Source organism: Achromobacter sp. CF-sbj1-Ac2-l (genome assembly GCF_052698165.1).
In genome coordinates this window covers 5,402,417-5,421,617 of sequence record NZ_CP199855.1, presented here as the reverse complement: position 1 = coordinate 5,421,617, position 19,201 = coordinate 5,402,417, and the positions used below count along the sequence as shown (strand labels likewise).

Annotated in this window: 17 protein-coding genes; 9 read left to right on the top strand and 8 right to left on the bottom strand. The window is 69.7% G+C overall.

Annotated features, from left to right (window positions below; all coding sequences use genetic code 11):
* Nucleotide 1 precedes the first annotated feature (1 nt).
* The 3 genes from ACUDCK_RS24860 to ACUDCK_RS24850 are packed head-to-tail and all read left to right on the top strand — an operon-like array spanning nucleotide 2 to nucleotide 3,401.
* Nucleotides 2-1,117 (top strand): glycosyltransferase family 4 protein, encoded by a 1,116-nt coding sequence (locus ACUDCK_RS24860; RefSeq protein WP_054500669.1) that lies wholly within the window; start codon nucleotides 2-4, stop codon nucleotides 1,115-1,117.
* Nucleotides 1,114-2,271: a glycosyltransferase family 4 protein gene (locus ACUDCK_RS24855; protein WP_054500670.1), complete on the top strand. Its 1,158-nt coding sequence runs from the start codon at nucleotides 1,114-1,116 to the stop codon at nucleotides 2,269-2,271. Before ACUDCK_RS24860 ends, ACUDCK_RS24855 begins: the two co-directional genes overlap by 4 nt.
* Complete coding sequence (locus ACUDCK_RS24850; protein ID WP_144655549.1) at nucleotides 2,268-3,401, top strand: glycosyltransferase family 4 protein; 1,134 nt, start codon at nucleotides 2,268-2,270, stop codon at nucleotides 3,399-3,401. Before ACUDCK_RS24855 ends, ACUDCK_RS24850 begins: the two co-directional genes overlap by 4 nt.
* A gap of 7 nt (nucleotides 3,402-3,408) precedes the next feature.
* Here ACUDCK_RS24850 and ACUDCK_RS24845 read toward each other — a convergent pair whose 3' ends face one another.
* The 3 genes from ACUDCK_RS24845 to ACUDCK_RS24835 all read right to left on the bottom strand — a co-directional run bounded on the left by ACUDCK_RS24845 (nucleotide 3,409) and on the right by ACUDCK_RS24835 (nucleotide 8,182).
* The gene (locus ACUDCK_RS24845) at nucleotides 3,409-5,100 is read right to left on the bottom strand and encodes a gamma-glutamyltransferase family protein (protein WP_240806445.1); all 1,692 of its coding nucleotides are present in this window, start codon (nucleotides 5,098-5,100) and stop codon (nucleotides 3,409-3,411) included.
* 119 nt (nucleotides 5,101-5,219) lie between these two features.
* Nucleotides 5,220-6,785 (bottom strand): glucose-6-phosphate isomerase, encoded by a 1,566-nt coding sequence (gene pgi / locus ACUDCK_RS24840; RefSeq protein WP_054500672.1) that lies wholly within the window; start codon nucleotides 6,783-6,785, stop codon nucleotides 5,220-5,222.
* 5 nt (nucleotides 6,786-6,790) lie between these two features.
* On the bottom strand, nucleotides 6,791-8,182 hold the full coding sequence (locus ACUDCK_RS24835) for a phosphomannomutase/phosphoglucomutase (protein ID WP_054500673.1): 1,392 nt from the start codon (nucleotides 8,180-8,182) through the stop codon (nucleotides 6,791-6,793).
* A gap of 308 nt (nucleotides 8,183-8,490) precedes the next feature.
* Between ACUDCK_RS24835 and ACUDCK_RS24830 the strand changes: the two genes are divergently transcribed.
* The 5 genes from ACUDCK_RS24830 (at nucleotide 8,491) to ACUDCK_RS24810 (ending at nucleotide 13,626) form a co-directional block, all read left to right on the top strand.
* On the top strand, nucleotides 8,491-9,120 hold the full coding sequence (locus ACUDCK_RS24830) for a BPTD_3102 family carboxylase-like protein (RefSeq protein WP_175167062.1): 630 nt from the start codon (nucleotides 8,491-8,493) through the stop codon (nucleotides 9,118-9,120).
* Nucleotides 9,121-9,216: 96 nt separating this feature from the next.
* Nucleotides 9,217-10,632, top strand: a complete 1,416-nt coding sequence (locus tag ACUDCK_RS24825; RefSeq protein WP_175167063.1) for an FAD-binding oxidoreductase — start codon at nucleotides 9,217-9,219, stop codon at nucleotides 10,630-10,632.
* Between the two features lie 39 nt (nucleotides 10,633-10,671).
* A complete protein-coding gene (locus tag ACUDCK_RS24820) occupies nucleotides 10,672-11,385 on the top strand; it encodes a response regulator transcription factor (RefSeq protein WP_054500676.1) in 714 nt (237 codons plus the stop codon).
* A complete protein-coding gene (locus ACUDCK_RS24815) occupies nucleotides 11,382-12,710 on the top strand; it encodes a sensor histidine kinase (protein WP_054500677.1) in 1,329 nt (442 codons plus the stop codon). The genes ACUDCK_RS24820 and ACUDCK_RS24815 overlap by 4 nt, the downstream gene beginning before the upstream one ends.
* Nucleotides 12,711-12,834: 124 nt before the next feature.
* The gene (locus tag ACUDCK_RS24810) at nucleotides 12,835-13,626 is read left to right on the top strand and encodes a phosphatase PAP2 family protein (RefSeq protein WP_054500678.1); all 792 of its coding nucleotides are present in this window, start codon (nucleotides 12,835-12,837) and stop codon (nucleotides 13,624-13,626) included.
* On the opposite strand, the gene ACUDCK_RS24805 is transcribed toward ACUDCK_RS24810, so the two are convergent.
* The 5 genes from ACUDCK_RS24805 to ACUDCK_RS24785 all read right to left on the bottom strand — a co-directional run bounded on the left by ACUDCK_RS24805 (nucleotide 13,578) and on the right by ACUDCK_RS24785 (nucleotide 18,262).
* Nucleotides 13,578-14,861 carry a TRAP transporter large permease gene (locus tag ACUDCK_RS24805; RefSeq protein WP_049076186.1) on the bottom strand — a complete coding sequence of 428 codons (1,284 nt, stop codon included), beginning with the start codon at nucleotides 14,859-14,861 and terminating at the stop codon, nucleotides 13,578-13,580. The two genes, ACUDCK_RS24810 and ACUDCK_RS24805, sit on opposite strands and share 49 nt — an antisense overlap.
* On the bottom strand, nucleotides 14,852-15,415 hold the full coding sequence (locus ACUDCK_RS24800) for a TRAP transporter small permease (protein ID WP_116793781.1): 564 nt from the start codon (nucleotides 15,413-15,415) through the stop codon (nucleotides 14,852-14,854). Before ACUDCK_RS24800 ends, ACUDCK_RS24805 begins: the two co-directional genes overlap by 10 nt.
* A gap of 9 nt (nucleotides 15,416-15,424) precedes the next feature.
* Nucleotides 15,425-16,402 carry a TRAP transporter substrate-binding protein gene (locus ACUDCK_RS24795; protein ID WP_054500679.1) on the bottom strand — a complete coding sequence of 326 codons (978 nt, stop codon included), beginning with the start codon at nucleotides 16,400-16,402 and terminating at the stop codon, nucleotides 15,425-15,427.
* Nucleotides 16,403-16,522: 120 nt separating this feature from the next.
* On the bottom strand, nucleotides 16,523-17,404 hold the full coding sequence (locus ACUDCK_RS24790; RefSeq protein ID WP_175143482.1) for an SMP-30/gluconolactonase/LRE family protein: 882 nt from the start codon (nucleotides 17,402-17,404) through the stop codon (nucleotides 16,523-16,525).
* An 18-nt stretch (nucleotides 17,405-17,422) separates the two neighbouring features.
* Nucleotides 17,423-18,262 (bottom strand): NAD-dependent epimerase/dehydratase family protein, encoded by an 840-nt coding sequence (locus ACUDCK_RS24785; RefSeq protein WP_175143483.1) that lies wholly within the window; start codon nucleotides 18,260-18,262, stop codon nucleotides 17,423-17,425.
* Between the two features lie 117 nt (nucleotides 18,263-18,379).
* On the opposite strand from ACUDCK_RS24785, the gene ACUDCK_RS24780 reads away from it, so the two are divergent.
* The gene (locus ACUDCK_RS24780) at nucleotides 18,380-19,108 is read left to right on the top strand and encodes a FadR/GntR family transcriptional regulator (RefSeq protein ID WP_054500682.1); all 729 of its coding nucleotides are present in this window, start codon (nucleotides 18,380-18,382) and stop codon (nucleotides 19,106-19,108) included.
* The last annotated feature ends 93 nt before the right edge of the window (nucleotides 19,109-19,201 follow it).

Genomic DNA, 19,201 nt, shown 5'->3' with positions numbered 1-19,201 from the left:
AATGAAGATACTGATGCTGGTCAGTTCCATGCATGCCGGGGGCGCCGAGCGCGTGGCCGCCACGCTGGTCAACGCGTGGGCCGAACGCGGCGACGACGTCACCCTGACGCCGACCTATTCGTCCAAGGGCACCTGCTTCTACCCGCTGTCGGACAAGGTCAAGCTGGACTGGCTGGCGGACCTGGCCGGCACGCGCGTATCGGGGCCGATGGCGGCGTTCAAGCGCCTGCTGACGCTGCGCCGGCATATCCGCGACACCGCGCCGGACGTGGTGGTGTCATTCCTGACCAACGTCAACGTGGCCGCCATCCTGGCCACCCGTGGCCTGCGCGTGCCGCTGATCGTCTGCGAGCGGACCAACCCGGTCGCCGAGACCACCACCGGCACGATCTGGCGTCGGTTGCGCCGCCTGCTGTACCCGCGCGCCGACATGGTGACGGTGCAGGCGGCCGACACGGCCGGTCCGTTCTCGCGCCAGGTGCCGGGCATCAAGCGCCTGGCCGTGATTCCCAACCCCTTGCCCGCGCCGCTGCTGGACGCGCCGCTGGTGCCGCAGCATGACGACGGCGCGCCGCGCACGCTGCTGGCGATGGGGCGGCTGGTGACCGACAAGCAATTCGACCTGCTGATCGATGTCTTCGCGCAACTGGCGCCGGACTTTCCCGACTGGAACCTGCGTATCTGGGGCGAAGGCCCCGAGCGCGGGGCGCTGGAGGAACAGGTCGCGCGCCTGGGGCTGCAGTCGCGGATCAGCCTGCCTGGCCGCACTGAAACGCCCTGGGATGAATTGGCCCAGGGCCAGGCGTTCGTGCTCAGTTCGCTGGTCGAGGGCTTTCCCAACGTGCTGCTCGAAGCGATGGCGCTGGGCCTGCCCTGCGCCGCGTTCGACTGCCCCAGCGGGCCGCGCGAAATGACGCGCGACGGCCAGGACGCGCTGCTGGTGCCCGCGGGGGACCGTGACGCGCTGCGCGAGTCGCTGCGCCGCCTGCTCGGCGACGTGACGTTGCGCCGGCAATTCGGCCAACGCGGCGCCGCCGCGGTGCGCCAGCGTTATGCGCTGGCCAGCGTGCTGATGGAATGGGACGAATTGTTCGAAGCGGTGAGGGAAGGCCGATGAGCGGAGCGACCTTGCGCGTGGTGCACGTGATTGCCGGCCTGGGGCAGGGCGGCGCCGAATCCGTGCTGTGGCGCCTGGCCACCTATCCGGGGCAGGCGGTCGAGCACATCGTCGTGTCGCTGACTGACGAAGGCGTCTACGGCGAGCGGCTGCGCGCCGCCGGCGTGACGGTGCAAACGCTGGACATGCCGCGCGGCCGCATCACGCTTGGAGGTTTCCTGGCCTTGCGCCGACTGATCGCCGCGGCCCGCCCCGACGCCGTGCAGACCTGGATGTACCACGCCGACCTGATCGGCGGCCTGGCGGCGCGCCTGGCCGGCGTGCGCGCCGTCGCCTGGGGCATCCGCAATTCCGGCGCGCATCTCGAGCGCAGCAGCCGGTCTGCCCGCATGGTGCTGCGCGCCTGCGCGCTGCTGTCGGGCGTGCTGCCCGGCGCCATCGTCTGCGCCGCGCAGGACGCGGCCGAACGGCATGGGGCCAAGGGCTATCGTCGCGATCGCATGGTGGTGATCGCCAACGGCTACGACCTGTCGCGCTATGCGCCCGACGCGGCAGCGCGGGAACGGGTGCGCGGCCAGTGGGGCCTGGCCGGCGATGTGCCAGTGATCGGCTGCGTGGCGCGCTGGGACCCGTTGAAGGACCATGCCAACCTGCTGCGCGCGGTGGCGGCGCTGGTGCGCGATGGCCGCGACGGCGGCCTGCGCTGTGTGCTGGTGGGACGCGGCATGACCGTGGACAACCCTGAATTGATGGCGCTGGTCGACAAGCTCGACCTGCGCGAACGGCTGGTGCTGGCCGGCCCGAGCGACGACGTGCCGGCCGTGATGAACGGGCTGGACCTGCACGTGCTCTCCAGTTGCGCCGAAGGCTTCCCCAACGTGGTGGCCGAGGCCATGGCCTGCGGGGCGTACTGCGTGGCGACGGACGTGGGCGACGCGGCCTACATCATCGGCGACACCGGTGTGGTGGTGCCACCCGAGCAGCCCGAGGCGCTGGCGCGCGGCATCGAGACCGCGCTGCGCGAGGTGGCGGCGCGCGGCCGCGGGCGGGCCGGCGAGGCCGGACGGGCCCGGGTGCTGGAGAATTTCGACCTGGCGCGCATGGTGCAAAGCTACGCCGCGGTGTGGCGCCGTCTGTCCGGAGCATCGGCATGAGCGCCGCCCGTCGTCTGCTGTTCGTGGTCAACAACCCGGCGTTCTTCATGTCGCACCGGCTGCCGGTGGCGCAGGCCGCGCAGCGCGCCGGCTATGACGTGCACGTGGCCACGATGGACGGCCCGGCCGTCGCCGACATCGTCGCGCTGGGCATGACCCATCACGTCATTCCGATGACGCGCAGCGGCAAGCATCCGCTGCAGGAGCTGGGCACGCTGCTGGCGCTGCTGCGCCTGTTCCGGCGACTGCGGCCCCAGGTGGTGCACCTGGTGACCATCAAGCCAGTGCTGTATGGCGGCATCGCTGCGCGCCTGGCGCGCGTGCCCGGCATGGTGGCCGCGATTTCCGGCCTGGGCTTCGTGTTCCTGTCCAATTCCCTGAAGATGCGTCTGGTGCGCTCGGTGGTGGCGCGCCTGTATCGCCTGGCGCTGGGCCATCCCAACAGCCGGGTGATATTCCAGAACGCCAGCGACCGCGACATGCTCAAGTCGCTGGGCGCCGTGCGCGACGAGCAGGTGGTGCTGATCCGCGGCGCCGGCGTCGATCTGGATCTGTGCCAGGCGCTGCCGGAGCCGCCGGCGCCGCCCGTGGTGGCCACCATGGTGGCGCGGCTGCTGCGCGACAAGGGCGTGTGGGAATTCGTCGAGGCGGCGCGGCTGCTGCGCGCGCGCGGCGTGCCCGTGACCATGCGGCTGGTGGGCGGCGTGGACGCCGGCAATCCGACCTCGGCCACGCCGGCCGAGGTCGAGGCCTGGCAGCGCGAGGGTTGCGTCGAGGCGTTGGGCGAGCGCTCGGATGTGCCGCGGCTGTATGCGGCGTCGCACATCGCCGTGCTGCCGTCCTATCGTGAAGGCCTGCCCAAGTCGCTGATCGAGGCGGCCGCCTGCGGCCGCGCGGTGGTGACGACAGACGTGCCGGGCTGCCGTGACGCGATCGAGCCGGACGAGACCGGTCTGCTGGTGCCGGTGCGGGACCCGCGGGCCCTGGCCGACGCCATCGCGCGGCTCGCCGAGGACGCTGCCCTGCGCCAGTCGATGGGGGCGGCCGGCCGCGCCTTGGCCGAGCGCGAATTCAACATCGAGCGGGTGGCACGCATCCACGTCGAGTTGTACGACACCCTGAGCGCCTGAAGCGGCCTCAGTGGCCCAGCGCGGCGCCGTCGCGCCGGGGGTCGGCGGCGCCATCCAGCCCTTGCGGCGTCACGCGGATCGCGGCGGCGCCGCTTTTCATTTCCACCTGTTCGATCTTGTGGCCCTGCGCGGCCAGCCGCGCGGCGGTTTGCTCCGGGACGCGGCCTTTCTCGATCTGGCTGCGGCCGGTGTTGCCTGCCACGTGCGGCAATGCCAGCGCATCGGCCGGGCGCAGGCCCCAGGCCAGCGTGCCGACCACGGCCTGGGCGATGTAGTCGACGATGTAGCCGCCGCCCGCCGAGCCGGTGACCAGCGCCAGCTTGCCGTCGCGGTCGAACACCATGGTGGGCGCCATCGAGGTGACCGGCCGCTTGTTGGGCGCCATGGCATTGGGCGCGCCCTTGCCATGCGCCGACGAGAAATTGGTCAGCGCGTTGTTCAGGAAGAAACCGTGCGGCATGAGCCACGAGCCGAAGTTCAGATTGATGGTGGTGGTCATCGACAGGGCGTTGCCCTGCGCGTCGACGATGGCGACCTGGCTGGTCTCGGTGGTGCCGGGCGCCTCGGCGCCTGCCGGCGCCGGCACGCCCGCGAACACGCCGGGACGCGGATGCGTCACGGCCCTGGCGGACAGCAGCGCGGCGCGTTCTCGCGTGTAGTCGGGCGCGATCAACTGGCGCACCGGCGCCTTGACCTGGTCCGGATCGCCGATATAGGCCAGCCGGTCGGCGCGGGCGATGCGGGCGCTGTCGATCAGCAGGTGGTCGGCCGCGGCCGAGCCGGGCGCGAGCGTGTCGATGCGGCGCGCGGCCAGCATGCCCAGTTGCTGCAGCACGGATACGCCGCCGAAGCTGGGCGGGGGGAAGGTGCAGACTTTCCATGACAGGAAGGGGCCGCAGATCGGCGTGCGTTCCGCCGGGCGATAGGCGGCCAGGTCCTGCGCCTGCATCAGGCTGGGATATTTGCCCGCGCCCACGGCGGCGAGGACGTCGGCGGTCAGCGCGCCGTGGTTGATGGCATCGGGATCGGCCGCGACCTTGCGCAGCGCGTCGGCCAGCAGCGGATTGCGGACCGTGGCGCCGACCGGCAGCACCTGGCCCTGCGCGTCGTAGAAGATTTTGCGGATCGCCGGATTCTCGGCCAACTGAGGCAGCCGCCGCAGGCTGTCGTGCAGATAAGGCGACATCGGGAAACCGTCTTCGGCGCTGCGGATGCCGGCCTGGAACAGGCTGGCCCAGGGCAGCTTGCCATAGCGCTGGTGCGCCAGCGCCATGACGCGCACGGTGCCGGGCACGCCGACCGGCCGGCCGTAGCGCGCCACGTCCTTGAGCGGCAGGGTGTCGCCGTTGACGTCGGTGCGCAGGCTGGCGGTGACGCGCGCCGGCGCCGCGGCCAGGCCGTCCAGCGCCGACAGCGTGGCGCTGCCCTGATCCCACACCAGCATCAACGAACCGCCGCCCAGGCCGGACGATTGCGGTTCCACCACGGTCAGCACCATCTGCACGGCGATGGCGGCGTCGACTACGCTGCCGCCGCGCTTGAGGGCGTCGAGTCCGGCGGCGGCGGCCAGCGGATTGGCGGCGGCAACCATTCCTGCCAGGGGCTGGGTCTGTGTGTTGGTCTGGGCCTGGGCGGAGGCGGCCGCGCACAAGGCGAGGGCGGCCAGGAAACGCGCGGGGCTGCGGGCTAGCGTAGGCATGGGGCGCTCCGGGAAGGACGACGGGCCATTATTCGCCCGTCATGGCGTCCTGTCCATAGCGGCCCCGGCGCGGCCTGGCGCGCCGCTGCAGCACCGGGCCAGCCGCCGTGGCGGGGGGGCTACGCCGGAGCGCGTCGCGCGATGGCGTCGATCCAGAAGCGGGTGGAGGGGTCCTGCGGCGCGACCTGTTGCGACGGCGAGTCCAGCTCGCGGATGATGTTCTTGGCCAGGGCCTTGCCGAATTCCACGCCCCACTGGTCGAACGGATTGATGCCCCAGATAACGCCCTGCGCGAACACCTTGTGCTCGTACAGCGCCAGCAATGCGCCCAGCGTGTAGGCCTCCAGGTGCGGCAGCACGATCAGTGACGAGGGCCGGCCGCCAGGATGCACCTTGTGCTGCGCCAGCAGGCGCGCGCGCGCCGGATCGGCTTCGACGCGCGAGGTCTCCGCGAGCGCTTCCTCGAACGATTTGCCGCGCAGCAGCGCGGCGCGCTGGGCCAGGCAATTGGCGATCAGCAGTTCGTGGTGGCGGGCATAGGCGTGGTCGGGCTGCTCGCACAGGATGAAATCGACGGGCGCGCCCGCGGTGTCCTGGTGCAGCCATTGGAAGAAGGTGTGCTGGCAGTCCGTGCCCGGCATGCCCCAGACGGCCGGACCGGTCGGTACGCCAGTGGGGCTGCCGTCCGCCGTGGCCACCTTGCCGAGCGATTCCATCTCGAGCTGCTGGGCCCAGGGGACCACGTGGAAGAGGCGCGAATCGTACGGCGCGATGACCAGCGAGTCGAAGCCCAGCACGCTGCGGTTGACGACGCCGGCCAGGGCCAGTTGCAGCGGCGCGTTTTCGGCCAGCGGCGCATGGTGGAAATGCTCGTCCATGGCGGCGGCGCCCGCCAGCAACTGGTCGAAGGTGTCGTTGCCCAGCGCCAGCGCGACCGGCAGGCCGATGGCCGACCACAGCGAATAGCGCCCGCCGACCCAGTCCCAGATCTGGAAGATGTGGTCCGGCGAGATGCCCAGGTTGAGCGCGGCCTCGACGTTGGCGGTTACGGCGACCACTTGCTTGATCGGATCCGCCACGCCGGCGTCGCGCAGCCAGTTCATGGCGACTTCGGCATTGGCCAGCGGTTCGGTGGTGGTGAACGATTTGGACGCCACGATCACCAGCGTCTCGTGCGGGTCGAGGTGCACCATGGCGTCGGCTACCGAGTGCGAATCGACGTTCGAGGCAAAGTGGACTTCGCGATGGATGCCGCCGTAACGCAGCGCCCGGTTGACCAGGCGCGGCCCCCAGTCGCTGCCGCCGATGCCCAGGTGCAGCACGCAGCGGTAGCGCTTGTTGGCGTCGGCCTCGCGCACGAACTGGCGCACGCGTTCACGTTCGGCCAGCACGGCCGCGGCCACCATGGCAGGCGGCTGGGCCGCGCGCAGCGCGGTATGCCAGGCCGGGCGCTGCTCTGTCCAGTTGGCGTTGCCGCCGTCGAACAGCCGCGCGCGCGCCGCCTCGAAGCCTTGCTGCTCCAGCAGCGCGGCCGCGGCCTCCTGCAATGCCGGCGAATGCGCCTGCGCGGTCAAGTCCAGGCGCAGCCCGGGGGCGTTGATCAGTCGCAGTTGCTCGCCGCGCCGGTCGGCGTTGCGTGCCGCGGTGGCGAAGCGGGTCCAGGCGGGGCTGTTGAGCAGTGGCATGTTTTCTAAAAGGGCAGGGAGGCGTCGGGCGCCAGTTTAGCCAGTTCGCGCCGGAAGTCACCTTGGATACGGGCCAGCGCCTCGGCGGTTTGCGCCTCGAAGCGCAGCACCACGACCGGCGTGGTGTTGGACGGGCGGGCCAGGCCGAAGCCATCGGGATACTCGGCGCGCACGCCGTCGATGGTGACCACGCGCGTTGCGCCGGGGAACTGGCCCTGTTCCTGCAGCGCCTGCACCAGCGTGAAGGGCTGGCCTTCTTCCATTTCCAGCTTCAGTTCGGGGGTCGAGACGTCCTGCGGCAGGGCCTCCAGCGGCGCGCCGGCGTCGGCATGGCGCGACACGATTTCCAGCAGGCGGGCGCCGGTGTAGAGTCCGTCGTCGAAACCATACCAGCGTTCCTTGAAGAAGATATGGCCGCTCATTTCTCCGGCCAGCGGCGCGCCGGTTTCGGCCAGCTTGGCCTTGACCAGCGAGTGGCCTGTCTTCCACATCAGCGGTTCGCCGCCCGCCGCCTGCACCGACAGCCCGACATGGCGGCTGCACTTGACGTCGTAGATGATGGTGGCGCCGGGATTGCGTTCCAGCACGTCGCGGGCGAACAGCACCAGTTGGCGGTCGGGCCAGATGATTTGGCCCGACTTGGTCACCACGCCGAGGCGGTCGCCGTCGCCGTCGAAGGCCAGGCCGAGCTCGCAGTCGGTGGTGGCCAGGCAGTGGATCAGGTCCTGCAGATTCTTCGGTTCAGCGGGATCGGGGTGGTGGTTGGGGAAGGTGCCGTCCACTTCGCAGAACAGTTCGGTGACCTCGCAGCCCAGGGCGCGGAACAGCTTGGGGGCGATGGCGCCGGCGACGCCGTTGCCGCAGTCGATCGCGATCTTCATGGGGCGGGCGAGCTTCACGCCCGAGGCGACGCGCGCGATGTACGCGGCCACCAGGTCCAGTTCGCGGCGCACGCCAGTGCGGGCCGCGGGCGCGTCCGGGCCGCCGTTCATGCGGCGCGCCAGGGCTTGCACGTCCTCGCCGTACAGCGCGCGGCCGCCCATCATCATCTTGAAGCCGTTGTACTTGGGGGGGTTGTGGCTGCCGGTGATGGCCACGCCCGATCCGGTCTGCATGATGTGGGTGGCGAAATACACCAGCGGCGTGGGCACCTGTCCGATATCCAGGGTATCGACGCCGCCTTCCAGCATGCCTTCCTGCAGCGCCTGCGACAGCATCTCGCTGCTCAGGCGGCCGTCGCGGCCCACCACCAGCGTCTGCACCCCCTGGTCGCGCGCGACCGCGGCCAGCGCCGCGCCCAGCGAGCGGGCGAAGCGCGCGTCGATCAGATCCGGGACGGTGCCGCGGATGTCATACGCCTTGAAGACGGAGGAGGGGAATTGAACGTTGTCGGCCACGTTGGATCCTTATCGTTTGCCACGGCTTGCAGCGGCGGGACCGTCCAGGATGGTGACGGCCTGCTGGTAAACCCGGATGCCAGCGCATGCCGGCTCCAGGGGACGGACTTGAATTATCCTCCATTGGGCGTTCGCGTGCCGCCCTGATCTGGTGCGCGATCGACTCCCTTTTCGCCTTGTTCCGGTGCGCCGGAGCAACGGAACCGGACCTTTCCTGACCTGTCGGCCGGTGGCATGGAACTTGCTGGTCATCCGAAGGTGATACGCTTGTCATGCAAGCGGAGAGACCAGAAAGACCGGAGGGGCCCATGGGAGCCAATGTATCCACAGTCACGTCATCGGGCGGCGCCCGGCGCAGGCGCGGGCCGCCCACGGACTTCGCCGGGCCGGCCGCCGGGCGGGAACGCCGGCTCGACATCCATGTATTCGTATCGCCCGAGGGCGAGCTGGCCACGGGCCGCGCCTGGGAGCGCTGTGTCTGGCGCGACGCCCGCGTGTTGATCGCCGAATGCCCGGCGCCGCATCTGCCGGCCTCGGTCGAAAGCGCCTTGCGCGGGGTCGCCGCCAGCGTGGCGCGGGACCGCGCCTGGCAGGGCATGGGCACGGTGGCCTTTTCGCTGGATGACCGCAGCGGCGTGTTCCGCGTGATCCGCGCCGAGGCGCAGCCGCGTTCGGGCGCCGCGGTGGCCGATTTCGAACCGGTCGCGGCGCATGCGCTGGAAGTGCGCATCGACGGTTGCGCCGACCGCCACATGCCGTGCACGCACCTGCTGGTGTGCGGCGCGACCCGCGGCGAAGCGCTGCGGCGCGCCTATCGTGCCCTGTCCGAAATGCCGGGCCCCGCGGGCGTGGACCGGGCGTTCCTGATGAACCGCATCGCCTCGCGCGCCTATTGCACGGGCCTGACGGGGACGCGCCTGGACCAGGCGGTCGGCTAGACCGGGCCCCTCGGCTCTGCCAGCCTCTACAATAGTCCGCACCAACCTTGAACAGCGCCCGGGCGCGGCCCGGCGCGATATTTCCGTGCGGCGCCTATGACCTTGTTGAGCGAATTGCAGTCCCTCCTGGGCGAGTCCCATGTGTTGACCGGCGCCGATGCCGAACCTTTCACGCTGGACTGGCGTCGTCGCTATCGCGGCCAGGCGCTGGCCGTGGTCCGGCCCGGCTCCACGCAGGAAGTGGCCGACGCCATCAAGCTGTGCGCGCGCCAGGGCGTGCCGGTGGTGCCGCAGGGCGGCAATACCGGCCTGTGCGGCGGCGCCACGCCCGACGATTCCGGCAGCGCCGTGGTGTTGTCCACCGCGCGCCTGAACCGGGTGCGCGGGCTCGATACCGACAACGACACCATCACCGTGGAAGCCGGTTGCATCCTGCAGGCCGTGCAGCAGGCCGCCGCCGACGCCGGCCGCCTGTTCCCGTTGAGCCTGGCTGCCGAGGGCAGTTGCACCATCGGCGGCAACCTCGCCACCAACGCCGGCGGCACCCAGGTGCTGCGCTACGGCAATACGCGCGACCTGGCGCTGGGCCTGGAAGTGGTCACCGCCGAGGGCGAGATCTGGAACGGCCTGCGCGGCCTGCGCAAGGACAACACCGGCTACGACCTGCGCGATCTCTACATCGGCAGTGAAGGCACGCTGGGCATCATCACCGCCGCCACGCTCAAGCTGTTCCCGCGGCCGGTCGCGTCCTGCACCGCGCTGCTGACGCTGGACAGCATCGACAACGCGGTCGAGCTGCTGTCGCGGGCCCGCGCCGGCTTCGGCGCCGCGCTGACCGGCTTCGAGCTGATGGGCGGCGACTGCCTGCAGGCGGTGGTGCGCCTGTTTCCCCAGCAGCGCCTGCCGTTCGAGGGCGCGTCCGCCGCCTCGCCCTGGTTTGCGCTGCTGGAGCTGTCCGACAGCGAAAGCGAGGCGCATGCGCGCGAGCGCTTCGAGACGGTGCTGGGCGAGGCCATCGAGGCCGGCCTGGTGAACGACGCGGCCATCGCCGCCAATGTCGCGCAGAGCAAGGCGCTGTGGCACCTGCGCGAGAGCATTCCGCTGGCCGAGGCGGAACTGGGCAAGTCGGTCAAGCACGACGTATCGATCCCGATCTCGGCCATCGCCGGCTTCGTGCACCAGACCAATGGCCTGCTGCAGGCGCGCTTTCCGGGCGTGCGCCACGTGATCTTCGGCCACCTGGGAGATGGCAACCTGCATTACAACGTCGCCAGCGCGCCAGGCCAGACCGAAACCGAGTTGCTGGCGCTGCAGGGCGACATCTATGGCGTGGTGCATGACAGCGTGCATGCACACGCAGGTTCCATCAGCGCCGAACACGGCGTCGGCCAGCTCAAGCGCGACGAGCTGCCGCGCTACAAGAGTCCGGTCGAGCTGGCCCTGATGCGCCGTATCAAGCGCGCGCTGGACCCGCAAGGCCTGATGAATCCGGGCAAGGTGCTGCAAGCCTGAGCGGGGCGGCACAACCTTCTTTCCACGGGGAGCGAGAACATGGCGGCCAGTCCCGCAGCGGGTGCGAATCACCGGATCCTGATCGTCGAGGACGATCACATCATCGCCGGCAATCTCTACACCTTCCTGGAAGCGCGCGGTTTCCTGCCCGACGTGGCCTACAGCGGTCCGGCCGCGCTCCAGCGCCTGGAGGAGCAGCGGTTCGACGCCATGATCCTGGACATCGGCCTGCCTGGCATGGACGGCAACGCGGTCCTGCACACGGTGCGCGCGGACCGGCGCCTGCCGCTGCCGGTGCTGGTGCTGACGGCGCGCGACAGCCTTGACGACAAGCTGGCCGGTTTTTCCCATGGCGCCGACGACTACCTGACCAAGCCCTTCGCGCTGCTCGAGGTCGAGGCGCGCCTGCTGGCGCTGATCCAGCGCGCCAAGGGCTCGACCGTGGACACGGTGCGGGTGTTCGGAGAGCTGGCCTATGACACCCGCAGCCGCATGGTGTCGATCGGCGGCAAGCCGGTGCACCTGACGCGCAAGGCCATCATCATCCTGGAGGCGCTGCTGCGCGACCCGGGCCGGGTGGTGTCGCGCGAGGAGCTGGAATCGCAATTGTGGGGCAGCGAGCCGCCGTCTTCCGACGCCCTGCGCAGCCAGGTGCACCTGCTGCGCCGCGCCCTGGCCGACGCCGGCTTCGACGGCATCGAGACCCTGCACGGCACGGGCTGGCGCCTGGTGACGGGGGAGCGCAGCGCATGAGCCGGATCGCGGGCGGCGGGACCCTGACGCAACGGGTGGTGTGGGCGTTGACCGGCACCGTGGCGCTGTTCGTGACGGCGCTGGCCCTGCTTGCCTACCTGACGTTCGACCAGATGGAAGACGATCTGGTGAACGATATCCTCAACACCGAAATGGACCGTCTGGTGCAGCACGCCCGCACCAGCGACCAGTTCCTGCCGCGCCGCGGCGCCCGCGAGCTGGGCGGCTCGATGCGCGCCTGGCTCAGCATCGACGGCCAGGCGCCCGTCGGCATGCCGGAGGAGATCCGCGGGCTCGACAACGGCCTGCACCTGATCGAGCCCGGCGCCTACACCTGGCACGTCATGGTGGCCGACACCGGCAACGGCAAGGTCTACCTGCTGTATGACGCCACCGACAACGAAGAGCGGGTGCATGATTTCGGCCTGATCGTGCTGGGGGTCGGCGCGATCTGCGTGGTCGGGGCCTACGCCCTGTCGCGGCGGGTGGCGGCGGTGGCGGTTGGCCCCTTGCTGGAACTGACCGACCGCCTGTCGACGTGGGCGCCGGGCGCGCCCGACCTGGCCGTGACCCGCGACGACGAGGCGGGCCGGCTGATCGAGGCCTTCAACCGGGTGCAGAACCAGGTCGACCGCTCGATCGCGCGCGAACGCGAGTTCGCCGGCAACCTCAGCCACGAGGTGCGCACGCCGCTGGCCGCGATCCGCTCCGACAGCGAGCTGATGCTGCTGACCCAGGACCTGACGCCCGACCAGCGCCAACGGCTGACGCGGGTGATCGACAACGTCGACGACGTCATCGTCTGCCTGGAAAGCGCCCGCGCCATGGCCCGCGACCAGATGCGCCCGCCCGAGCCGGTCGACCTGTCCGAATGCATGCTGGACGCCTGGCGTGGCTACGAAACCCAGGCCGGCATGGCCGATCTGCGTTTCGACAACGCCATCCCGGCGGACCACATCCGCATCCTCGACCGCTACGCCTTGCTGACGGTCCTGCGCAACCTGGTGCGCAACGCGGTCGAGCACGCGGCGCCGGCGACGCTCACGGCCAGCCTGGGCGCCGATGGCGCGCTGCAACTGAGCGACGACGGCAAGGGCATCGCCGCGGACGACCTGCCATTCCTGTTCCGCCGTTACTACAGCGGCCGCCTGCGGGACTCGGGGACTGCCGGACGCGATGAAACCGCGCGTGGCCTGGGGTTGGCCATCGCCAAGCGGGTCTGCGACATGCAGGGCTGGACGCTGACGGTGGATTCGTCGCGCGAGGGACCGCAGCGCGGCACCCGGTTCACCTTGCGCCTGGACGCGGCGGGGGGCGCGGCGTAGGGCGACGGCGGGGGCGATTGACGGGGCGCCGGCCCCGTCCCGGCGAGGCCGAATTTGACGAATTTTCGACTATCGGCCGCCTAAGCTGCTTGCTTCGGCCGACCGCCATCGTCCCCCGCGCTACATGTCACCCCTATATCCGCCAGCGGCCGACCGGCCGACGCCCGCCTTCTACTTCTCCACGCATGTCCTCGGGGTGACGCTGATGCTGGCGTGCCTGGCATGGTGGGTCAACGCCTCGGGCCTGGACCTGGCTATCGCCCGCGCCCTGTTCAGCGCGCCGCTGGACGACTTCCCCCTGCACACCAACCGCTGGCTCGAACTCGTCGGCCATCGCATGGTGCTGGCCCTGCCCATCGGCATGGCGCTGGGCGCGATCGCCGTGGTCGCGGCCAGCTACCGCATTCCCGCGTGGCGCCACCTGCGCGGCGCGGCGCTGGCGGTGGCGGTGACCTGTATCGTGGGGCAGTTGGCCGTCACGCAGCTCAAGCACCACACCACGTTGCCGCGCCCCTATGATCTGGAGACGCTGGGCGGATACACCCCGTATCCGTTGTCATGGTGGACCTGGGATCGCGCCAAGTCGGGCGGGGCGCTGCCGAGCGGCCACGCCGGCGCCGGTTACTCCATGCTGACCCTGTATTTCGCCGGCTGGGCCGCGCAGCGGCCCGGATGGCGCTGGTGGGGGCTGGCCGTGGGCATCGCCGCGGGCGTCGGATTCTCGATCGTGCGCGTCCTGCAGGGCGCGCATTTCCTGAGCCAGACGCTGTGGTCGGCGGCCCTGATGTGGCTGCTGGCCGCATTGTTCTTCTGGCCGGTGCTGCGGGGCCAGGCCGCGCCCGGCGGCCCGGCCCGCATGCCGGGCGTTCAGTTCAGCAGCACCCCCGGCAGCCACAGCGAGAACGCCGGCACGTAGGTGACCAGGGCCAGCGCGGCCAGCAATGCGCCATAGAACGGCCAGATGGTCCGCATCACCGTCCCGACCGAGACCCCGCCGATGGCGCAGCCCACGAACTGGGTGGTGCCCACCGGCGGCGTGTTCAGCCCCAGCGCGCAATTCAGCAGCATCACCATGCCGAACTGCACCGGCCCCATGCCGTACTGCATGCAGATCGGCAGGAAGATCGGGGTGCAGATCAGGATGGTCGCGGCCATGTCCAGGAACGTGCCCAGCACGAACAGGATCACGTTGACCATCAGGAAGATCGCCCACGGACTGGTGGACACCGACGCCATCAGCTCGCCGGTCTTCTCCGCCACGCCATAGAAGCTGATCAGGTAGCCGAAGGTGGCCGAGATGCCGATCAGCAGCAGCACCACGCCGGTCGTCTTGACCGCCTTGCTGGCGGCGCGCACGAACTGGTCCCAGGTCAGCGAGCGATACACGAAGATCGTCAGCGCCAGCGCGTACAGCACGGCCACCGCGGCCGATTCCGTGGCGGTGAAGACCCCGCTCAGGATGCCCACGATGATCAGCACCACCACGAACAGCCCCGGCGTCGCGGCCACCAGCGAGCGGGCCACGATGCGCCAGCCGGGGAAGGTGCCCGCCGGATAGCCGCGGCTGCGTGCCACGAAATACGCCGCGGCCAGGTTGCACAGCGTCAGGATCAGCGCCGGCACCACGCCTGCCGCGATCAGTGCCGCGATCGAGACCTTGCCGCCCGCCGCCAGCGTGTAGATGATGATGTTGTGGCTGGTCGGCATCAGCGCGCCCACCAGCGCCGCGTGGGTGGTGACGTTGACCGCGTAGTCGGCGTGATAGCCCTCGCGCTTCATCATCGGGATCATCACCGAACCCATTGCCGAGACGTCCGCCACCGGCGACCCGGACACGCCGCCGAACAGCGTGCAGGCCACCACGTTGGACATGCCCAGGCCGCCGCGGACGTGGCCCACCAGCGACTTGGCGAAGGCCACGATGCGGTCGGCGATGCCGCCGTACAGCATCAGCTCGCCGGTGAAGATGAAGAACGGGATGGCCAGGAACGAAAACGCATTCATGCCCGAGGTCATCTGCTGGAAGGCCACCGCCAGCGGCAGATCCTCGTACATGATCGCGGTGATCGACGACAGCCCGATGGCGAACGCCACCGGCACGCCGATCACCAGGAAACCCATGAAGGTGAAGGAGAGTAGGGTCAGCGCCATGCCGGTACCACCTTTTGGTTGCGCAACAGGGCGATGACGTGCTCGATCGAGAACAGCGCGATCAGGACGCCGGACAGGGCCGCGGGCACGTACTTCCAGCCATTGGAAATGCCCAGGTTGGGAATCCTGTAGGCCCACACGGATTCGGCCAGCAGGGCGCAGTTCCACGCCATCAGCGCGCCGAACAGCAGCACCAGCAGGTGGATGAAGATCTTCAGGCGCCGCTGGCCCGCCGCCGGCAGCGCGTCGACCAGCGATTCGAAGCCGATGTGGCCGGCGTCGCGCACGCCGACGGCCGCGCCCAGCATGGTGACGTACAGCACCAGCAGCAGCGCCAGGCTCTCGGCCCAGGTGGGCGTGCTGTTCAGGACGTGGCGGCCGACGATCTGCAGGGTGACCGCGACGATCAGGCAGACCAGCCCGAACACGCTGGTCCACATGCACAGCCGCGCCAGCCGGGCGCAGCCGCGGGAATAGGCGTCCAGCGGGGCAGCCAGGGCATGCGCCCGGCCCCCCGCCGCGACATCCGGGTCATTGGTAGAGGTAGCCAACATGCGGATTCCTTATTGGACGGCCTGGATCTTGGCGACCAGGTCTTTCATGTCGGGCGTGGTGACGAAGCGGTCGTAGACCGGCTTCATCGCCGCCTGGAACGAGGCCTTGTCGACCTCGACGATCTGTGAACCGGCCTTCTCGACCACCGCGCGCGACTTCTGCTCGCGCTCGTCCCACAGCTTGCGCATGTAGGGCACCGACTCGCGCGCGGCTTCGCGCAGGATCTTCTGGTCGTCGGCCGACAGCTTGTCCCACTGGCGCTTGGAGAAGATCAGCATTTCCGGCGTCATGGTGTGCTCGGTCAGCGCGTAGTATTTGGCGACCTCGTAGTGATGCGCGCTTTCGTAGCTCGGGTAGTTGTTCTCGGCCGCGTCCACCAGCCCGGTCTTGAGCGAGGTATAGACCTCGCCCATCGGCATCGGCGTGGCGTTGCCGCCCATGGCTTCCACCATCGCCACCGACAGGTCCGACTGCTGCACCCGAATTTTCAGGCCCTTGGCGTCGGCCAGCGTCTTGATCGGCTTGTTGCGTGTGTACATCGAGCGCGAGCCGCTGTCGTACCAGGCCAGGCCGACAAAGCCCGCCGCTTCGCACGACTTCAGGATCTGCTCGCCGATCTCGCTGTCGAGCACCTTGTGCAGATGCTCCTTGGAACGGAACAGGAACGGCAGCGACGGCACGCGCGTGGTCTGGCAGATGTTGTGCATGGCGGCGCTGGACACGCGCGCCATGGCCAGCGCGCCCATCTTCACCTGCTCGATCGAGTCGTCTTCATTGCCGAGCGCGCCGCCGGCATACACCTTGACGGTGATGCGGCCGTTGGTGCGCTGCTTGACCAGTTCGCCGAACTGGCGCACGGCCTGCACGGTGGGGTAATCGTCGGGATGGATGTCCGCGGAGCGCAGCTCGGCGGCACGGGTGGCGGGAATCAGCGTCAGCAAAGCGGCCGCGGCCAGGATGGCGCGGGTCAGGGTCGGGCGCAACATGTCTACCTCCGGTCGGGAGTACGGCGTTTCGTTGAGGGCCATTGCGGCCCCGAAGCTCTTTGATGTGTACGGACCTGCTCACTACTCGTGCGTGGGCGCTTGGGGCGCCGCGGTCGGGTGCTAACCGGCGCTTGCGGTTTCCTCCAGGCCCCGCGCGCCGGGGCGCAGGATGAAGACGGCGCCGGCGATGGAATCGGGCGCGGCATCGGCGGGGCGGATCGACGTGACCAGCAACTGGTCCAGTCGGGGGCCGCCGAACGCGCACATGGCGACACGGGCGGCCGGCACTTCCAGGCTGCGGTCGAGGCGGCCGTCTGGGGTGTAGCGGTAGACGCGGCCAGCCTCGTTGCCGCAGATCCAGTAGCCGCCATCGGCATCGACCGCGGCGCCGTCGGGACGACCGGCCGGCAGTTTCGGGATGAAGACGCGGCGGTTGCGCGGCAGGCCGTCGGCGATGTCGTAGTCGAAGGCCCAGACCACCTGCCGCGACGGGTGCGAGTCGGACAGGTACATGGTCCTGCCGTCGGGGCTGAAGGCCAGGCCGTTGGGCACGATCAGGTCATCGACGATCGCTTCCAGCGGTTGGCCGGGGGCGTAGCGGTACAGTTTGCCGGCGTTGCGGGCCAGGCCCATGTCCATGACCATGGTGCCAGCCAGGAAGCGGCCCTGGCGGTCGCAGCGGCCGTCATTGAAGCGCATGCCGGGCACGCCGTGGCGCACCGGCGCCAGCGGCGCGGGCCGGCAGGGCTGGCCGGCTTGCAGCGGGCCGCAGGCGTACAGCCCGTCCTCCATCGCCAGCAGCCAGCCGTCGCCGCGCGGGGCGATGCAGCCGGCCATCTGCGGCAGCGCCCAATGATCCAGCCGGTCGCTGGCCGGCGTCCAGCGCCACAGCGCGCGGCCGGGAATGTCGGTCCAGTGGAACGACTGGTCGGCGCTGCGCCACACGGGGCTTTCGCCCACGCCGCAGAGCACGGTCCCGATGCGTTCGGCAGAGGTCGCCATGGTGGGAAGGGGCCGGTGTCAGCGCGGCGGAAAAGGGAACGGGCCGGCCTTGACGAAGGCGCCGCCCTGGTAGCGCGCGGCAGGATCGTCGGCCGGCAGCGGCGGCAGCGCCTCGACCTGCGCGCGGAATATCTCGGAAGAGTCCTTGGGCGCGAAGCCGAGCGCGGCGGCGCCATGGTTGTCCCACCAACTGTCGCGGTTGGCCGAGGCGCCGTAGGCGATCAGGTGGCCGACATTGGGCGTGAACAGCGAACGCACCACCAGGTCGGTCAGGTCGTCGTAGCTGAGCCAGGTCACCATCATGCGGCGGTCCTTCGGCTCGGGGAACGACGACCCGATGCGCAGGCAGACCGTCTCGATGCCGTAGCGGTCGTAGTAGAAGCGCGACAGGTTTTCGCCATAGGCCTTGCTCAGGCCGTAGTAACCGTCGGGCCTCAGCGGCACGTCGGCGTCCAGGCGCGTGCCCTGCTCGTAGAAGCCAATGACGTGGTTGGAGCTGGCGAATACCACCCGCCGCACGCCGTGGATGCGCGCGGCTTCATACACGTGGTAGACCCCCTGGATGTTGGCCGGCAGGATTTCCTCGAAGGAACGTTCCACGGAAACGCCGCCCAGGTGCACAATGGCGTCGACGCCGCGCACCAGTTCCGAGACGGCGGCGGGGTCGGCCAGGTTGCAGGGCACGACTTCCTCGCCGTCGGCGGCGGGCGCCATGGCCGCGACGTCCGACACCCGCAGGACGTCGGCACAGGCTTTCAGGCGCGGCCGCAGTACCTGGCCCAGGTTGCCGGCGGCGCCGGTCAATAACAAACGATGGCAGCGGGGGGAGACAGGCATGCGGTCGACAGCTAGGCTCATGGCGCAACGCTCGGTGGGGTGGACTCGCCTGGTACGTTATCGTACAACTGGTCCAAAGTATAATAAGCACGAATTTTTGCAGTCAAGCGCCACGCAACCGCTTTGGGACAATCCCTGATGAACGCTCCTGTCGATACCCCCGTCCTGCCGCAGCGTCGTCCACGGAACCTGGCCCAGGGCCTGGTGGAGAACATCTCCGAACGCATCCGTAGCGGCGAGATCCGCCCAGGCGACAAGCTGCCCACCGAATCCGAGATCATGCGGCAGTTTGGCGTCAGCCGCACCGTGGTGCGCGAAGCGCTGTCGCGGCTGCAGGCCTCGGGCCTGGTCGAAACCCATCACGGCGTTGGCACCTACGCGCTCGAACCCAGCGGCGGCGGCGATTTCCGCGTCGACCCCGCCGACATCGCCACGGTGCGCGACGTGCTGGTGCTGCTGGAACTGCGCATCTGCCTGGAAAGCGAGGCCGCCGGCCTGGCCGCCGTGCGCCGCAGCGAAGTCCAACTGGCGGAGATGCGGCGCGCGCTGGATGCCTTCAAGGCCGCGCTGGACAGCGGCGGCGACACCATCACGCCGGATTTCCAGTTCCACCTGCTGGTGTCGCAGGCCACCGATAATCGCTATTTCGCCGACCTGATGTCGCACCTGGGTTCGGCCATCATCCCCCGCACCCGCATCAATTCGGCCAAGTTCGCGCACGAGGACCGCGCCGCCTACCTGTCGCGCGTCAACCTGGAACACGAGGATATCTACAGCGCCATCGTGCGCCAGGATGCCGAAGGCGCGCGCGCCGCGATGCGCACCCACCTGAGCAACAGCCGCGAGCGCCTGCGCCGGGTGCAATGACGCCTTTTAGGTGAAATCTGATGTCGTACAACATGACAGGGGTGTCAATCGCCTGACATTGGCGCGCGCCCGACCGCCGGCGGCGCTGCGGCG

Bases quoted from the DNA above. Each gene is read 5' to 3' on its own strand.
- ACUDCK_RS24800 (WP_116793781.1), bottom strand. From the start codon at position 15,415: ATGTTGGCTACCTCTACCAATGACCCGGATGTCGCGGCGGGGGGCCGG.
- ACUDCK_RS24780 (WP_054500682.1), top strand. From the start codon at position 18,380: ATGAACGCTCCTGTCGATACCCCCGTCCTGCCGCAGCGTCGTCCACGG.
- ACUDCK_RS24845 (WP_240806445.1), bottom strand. From the start codon at position 5,100: ATGCCTACGCTAGCCCGCAGCCCCGCGCGTTTCCTGGCCGCCCTCGCC.
- ACUDCK_RS24830 (WP_175167062.1), top strand. From the start codon at position 8,491: ATGGGAGCCAATGTATCCACAGTCACGTCATCGGGCGGCGCCCGGCGC.
- ACUDCK_RS24785 (WP_175143483.1), bottom strand. From the start codon at position 18,262: ATGAGCCTAGCTGTCGACCGCATGCCTGTCTCCCCCCGCTGCCATCGT.
- pgi (WP_054500672.1), bottom strand. From the start codon at position 6,785: ATGCCACTGCTCAACAGCCCCGCCTGGACCCGCTTCGCCACCGCGGCA.
- ACUDCK_RS24805 (WP_049076186.1), bottom strand. From the start codon at position 14,861: ATGGCGCTGACCCTACTCTCCTTCACCTTCATGGGTTTCCTGGTGATC.
- ACUDCK_RS24815 (WP_054500677.1), top strand. From the start codon at position 11,382: ATGAGCCGGATCGCGGGCGGCGGGACCCTGACGCAACGGGTGGTGTGG.
- ACUDCK_RS24810 (WP_054500678.1), top strand. From the start codon at position 12,835: ATGTCACCCCTATATCCGCCAGCGGCCGACCGGCCGACGCCCGCCTTC.
- ACUDCK_RS24855 (WP_054500670.1), top strand. From the start codon at position 1,114: ATGAGCGGAGCGACCTTGCGCGTGGTGCACGTGATTGCCGGCCTGGGG.
- ACUDCK_RS24860 (WP_054500669.1), top strand. From the start codon at position 2: ATGAAGATACTGATGCTGGTCAGTTCCATGCATGCCGGGGGCGCCGAG.
- ACUDCK_RS24820 (WP_054500676.1), top strand. From the start codon at position 10,672: ATGGCGGCCAGTCCCGCAGCGGGTGCGAATCACCGGATCCTGATCGTC.
- ACUDCK_RS24850 (WP_144655549.1), top strand. From the start codon at position 2,268: ATGAGCGCCGCCCGTCGTCTGCTGTTCGTGGTCAACAACCCGGCGTTC.
- ACUDCK_RS24825 (WP_175167063.1), top strand. From the start codon at position 9,217: ATGACCTTGTTGAGCGAATTGCAGTCCCTCCTGGGCGAGTCCCATGTG.
- ACUDCK_RS24790 (WP_175143482.1), bottom strand. From the start codon at position 17,404: ATGGCGACCTCTGCCGAACGCATCGGGACCGTGCTCTGCGGCGTGGGC.
- ACUDCK_RS24795 (WP_054500679.1), bottom strand. From the start codon at position 16,402: ATGTTGCGCCCGACCCTGACCCGCGCCATCCTGGCCGCGGCCGCTTTG.